This is a genomic window from bacterium (assembly GCA_040755795.1).
GTDB lineage: Bacteria > UBA9089 > CG2-30-40-21 > CG2-30-40-21 > SBAY01 > JBFLXS01.
The window spans coordinates 1-3998 of record JBFLXS010000381.1 but is presented as its reverse complement, the minus strand read 5'-3'; the positions used below and the strand labels follow the sequence as shown (position 1 = coordinate 3998).

The following is a 3998-nucleotide window of genomic DNA, read 5'->3' as shown; positions in this document are numbered from 1 at the left end:
ACGCAAAGATTATAGTGCTCTGTTAAGATTGAATTTGCATGTTACTTAGGTAATCGGTAATCAGTAATCGGAGATAACAGGCGCCATTGTTTTCTCTTCACCGATAACCTGATAACCGATAACTTTCTAAACATAGCAAAGCAAACTTAACAAAGCAATAAGTTGTTCACCACCTTATTTTCCTTCCTTTGTGTCCTTTGCGAAATCTTCCTTTGCGCTCTTTGCGGTTAAATCTTTGTAAGCGTTCAGCCACAGAGGCACAGAGTTCACAGAGAATTAAGGAAATTAACCACAAATGCACACGAATTAACCTCTGACATCCCATAAATGTAGTGCGAATCTTTAGGTTCGCCTTTTGGCTTGCCAGAAGCGAGGCTAAAGCCTCGTACTACAAATTTTTTTTGTATTTGTGTTCATTCGTAGTTATATATTCCCTCTGTGTTCTCTGTGACTCTGTGGCTATATCCTGAACGGTTACCTTTTCTGTTATCTGATTTATTTCTATGTCTTCTCTGTTCCTCTGCGTCTCTGCGGTAAATTACCACCTGAACGGTTACAAATCTTTATACCTTTAAAAAACTTGAACATCAAGTAATAGCTATGGAATCGTGGGAAAAACTACCGCTTTTCGAAATCGCTGACTTTATATTTTCTATCTCTTCTTTAATTTTTGGATTTGGGATAGGTAATATACCTTTTCCCATCAGGTCGGCTTTGATTAATTCTTCATGATAGGAAATAGAACCAACAATTTCAAGAGGTTTTACCTCCTGGGTGATGATACTGTAATCCTGTTCATTTCTTACTTTATTGCTCACAATCAGGATATTTTTAATTCCAATATCTCTGGCTAATCTTTGAATATTTTTAGCGGTTTGAATACTTCTAAGTCCAGGTTCTACTACGACTAAAAATACATCAACATTACCTGCCGTCGCTCTGCCTAAATGTTCAATTCCTGCCTCCATGTCTAAAATAACTACCTCATCTTTTTTAACTAATAGTTCTTTCATTAAATTTTTAAGAAGGGTATTAGCCGGACACATACAACCAGATTTACCTTTTTCAACAGTCCCCATAATTAAAAGTTTAATCCCATTAAAATTTAGACTAAATCTATCAGGAATATCATTTACCTGGGGGTTTATTTTAAATAAAGTTCCTGTCTGGTCTAATTTTGCCCCGGTGCGTTCTTCAATAAGTGCTTTCATTTTAGAAATAGGCGTAATTTGATTGACTATTTCTTGTGAAAGTCCAAGACAAGCGGCTAAATTACTATCCGGGTCTGCATCGACTAATAAGGTTTTTTTCCCTTCTTCAACATACAATGAGGCTAACAAGACACTTAATGTTGTTTTGCCAACGCCTCCTTTACCACTTATGGCTATTTTCATTTTACAAACCTTTAATAATTAGTGTGGTGTTGAGTAAGTTTTGCACGGCGTATCATCAGATTTCATAACCTGCAAACGGATAATTGGTAATTGGTTAAATACTTTCGTCCTGAGCTCAGCCGAACGGTATTTAATTACCAATTACCAATCACCAGTTACCAGAATCAAATTCCGTGCGTTATTTGTTCAACACAACATTAGTAATTGGTAATTAGTTACCAATCACCAATTACCAGTTACCAATTTTTAACTTAAGAACTTTATAACTTCTAAACTTCAAAACTTAAGAAGTTCCCATCTACCATATTTAATATAACCTTTTTTGCATTTGTTACTATAAATTCATATAATTTCTCTTTAGTTAAATCTTCAGGCAGTCTCAAGGCAATTATATCCGCTTTTTTACCTGGTTGCAAAGTTCCAATCTTATCCATAAGTCCCAATATCTTTGCTCCATTTATCGTAGCTAATTCAAGAATTTCTTCGGCAGAAAGGGTTTTATATCTTCTTTTTAATTCCTTTATTTCCTCCAGCATATTTAATGAGTCATTACTGGCTAATGAATCTGTTCCTAAAGCAATTATAATCCCTTTATCTATTAATTTTTGAATAGGGAAGTCATCTCGTTGAAAAAATTTATGACTTTTAGGACAATGAACTACTCCTACCCTTCTTTTTTTTAAAATCTCTAAATCTTCTTCATTAATACAATTTAGATGCACACCAATAATATTTGAATTCAATATCCCTATGGAATCTAAATATTTTACTGAAGACAGTCCTGGTTGTTTCCATTCATCTTCCCAAACATTTAATTCTTTTAATAAATTTATTATTTCACCTTTACCTTTCATAAGAAATTTTAGTTCTGTTTTATCCTCAGCCAGATGAATAGACAGAGGTAAATTATTATTTTGGGATAGACTAAATAACTCTGTAAGTAACTTTGGACTAACTGAATAAGGTGAATGTGGAGATACACCAAAGTCGATTAAATTTGTTGGGGATAAATTTGATAGATATTTTTTTAAGTCTGTAATAATTTGACTTACTGAATCAAATTTAAAGCCAGTTATCTCTTTATAAGTTCTACCTCGTAAATTAGAGGTTAATAAAATTTGTGGTGATAATCCACTTGCCGTAATATCTACAATTGTTGTTGTGCCACTTTCGATTAATTGTTTAATACTTAACTTTAAAGAATTTATGTAATTCCTTTCATTCCAACCTTTTTTTGCTTCAATTATATCCTGAATCCATTGAATAAATGACCCTTTATACGGAATTTTACCCTTTAGACTGGTTAATTCAAGATGACTATGTGCATTGACAAAACCAGGCAATAAACAGGCGTTCTTTAATTCTACAATCTTTTTATCTCCACTTGAGATTTTAGAAAATTTGGCACATTCAATTATTGTGCCATCTTTAATATGAATACCTCCATCTTGAATTAAAGGCGTTAATATGGGTAATATATAATTTGCTTTAAGAATTAATTCACAAGTCATTTATTTACTGATAAATAACCGTTCAGGATATAGCCACAGAGTCACAGAGAACACAGAGAGAATATATAACCACGAATGAACACGAATAATAAAAAGATTTGTAGTGCGAGGCGTTAGCCTCGCTTCGGGCAAGCAGGAAAGCGAACATAAAGGTTCGCACTACATTTATCGAATGTCACAGGTTAATTCGTATCCATTTGTGGTTAATTTCCTTAATTCTCTGTGAACTCTGTGCCTCTATGGCTGAACGCTTACACTGATAACCGATACGGTCATTGGTATCTTTTCTAATGGGTTATCATTTCTGTCCTTGGGAACATTGACAATCTTATCCGCAACATCCATCCCATTTATTACCTCTCCAAATACTGTATATTGTCCATCCAGGAAAGTCGCCGGGGCAACACAGATAAAGAATTGAGACCCGGCACTATCCGGATGAGAACTTCGTGCCATAGAAACGATACCTCTTTTGTGAGATAGGTTATTAAATTCTGCCTTAATGGTATAACCTGGTCCACCCGTACCATCATTAGTTCGGTCATCATCTTTACTATTTGGGTCTCCGCCTTGAATCATAAACCCTGGTATGACCCGATGAAATGTTGTCCTATTGTAAAATCCTGCTTTAGCCAATTTTTTAAAGTTTTCTACATGACCTGGTGCATCTTGCGGAAAAAATCTGATGGTCATTTTACCAAACTTAGTCTCAATAACCCCTATTTCTTCCATTTCCTTTTTGCTCTCTTCCATTGCCAAACTTTTTACCTCCTTTTCTTCTTCATTTGGAGCAGAAGTCTCCAATTGACCCGACGAACTAATTTGTGATTCTGTCATAGTAACTTCTTCAGTCGTAACAGGTTTTTCTTTTGTTCCCATGCATCCTGATAAACCCAGGACAAGCAATCCACATACAATTATTTTTTTCATACCTTTTCCCTCCTCGTATAATATGTATTGTTGACCAGTAACCGTTCACCGCAGAGATGATATGATAAAGTGTCAAGTTTGACCTGCGAAAGATTTTATGGTATACTATACAAAAAGTATTAACTAACTAAAATAAGGAGGACAAACTTATGACACAAACAAC

The 3998-nt window shown here is 34.6% G+C and carries 3 protein-coding genes; all 3 read right to left on the bottom strand.

All coding sequences use genetic code 11. The features are described from left to right. Positions 1-587 precede the first annotated feature (587 nt). The 3 genes from AB1414_17005 to AB1414_16995 all read right to left on the bottom strand — a co-directional run bounded on the left by AB1414_17005 (position 588) and on the right by AB1414_16995 (position 3637). On the bottom strand, positions 588-1394 hold the full coding sequence (locus tag AB1414_17005) for an AAA family ATPase (protein ID MEW6609113.1): 807 nt from the start codon (positions 1392-1394) through the stop codon (positions 588-590). Positions 1395-1663: 269 nt separating this feature from the next. After that, positions 1664-2905 carry an amidohydrolase family protein gene (locus tag AB1414_17000; protein MEW6609112.1) on the bottom strand — a complete coding sequence of 414 codons (1242 nt, stop codon included), beginning with the start codon at positions 2903-2905 and terminating at the stop codon, positions 1664-1666. 237 nt (positions 2906-3142) lie between these two features. Continuing rightward, the gene (locus AB1414_16995; protein ID MEW6609111.1) at positions 3143-3637 is read right to left on the bottom strand and encodes a peptidylprolyl isomerase; all 495 of its coding nucleotides are present in this window, start codon (positions 3635-3637) and stop codon (positions 3143-3145) included. Between the last annotated feature and the right edge of the window lie 361 nt (positions 3638-3998).

Bases quoted from the DNA above. Each gene is read 5' to 3' on its own strand.
- AB1414_16995 (MEW6609111.1), bottom strand. From the start codon at position 3,637: ATGGAAGAAATAGGGGTTATTGAGACTAAGTTTGGTAAAATGACCATC.
- AB1414_17000 (MEW6609112.1), bottom strand. From the start codon at position 2,905: ATGACTTGTGAATTAATTCTTAAAGCAAATTATATATTACCCATATTA.
- AB1414_17005 (MEW6609113.1), bottom strand. From the start codon at position 1,394: ATGAAAATAGCCATAAGTGGTAAAGGAGGCGTTGGCAAAACAACATTA.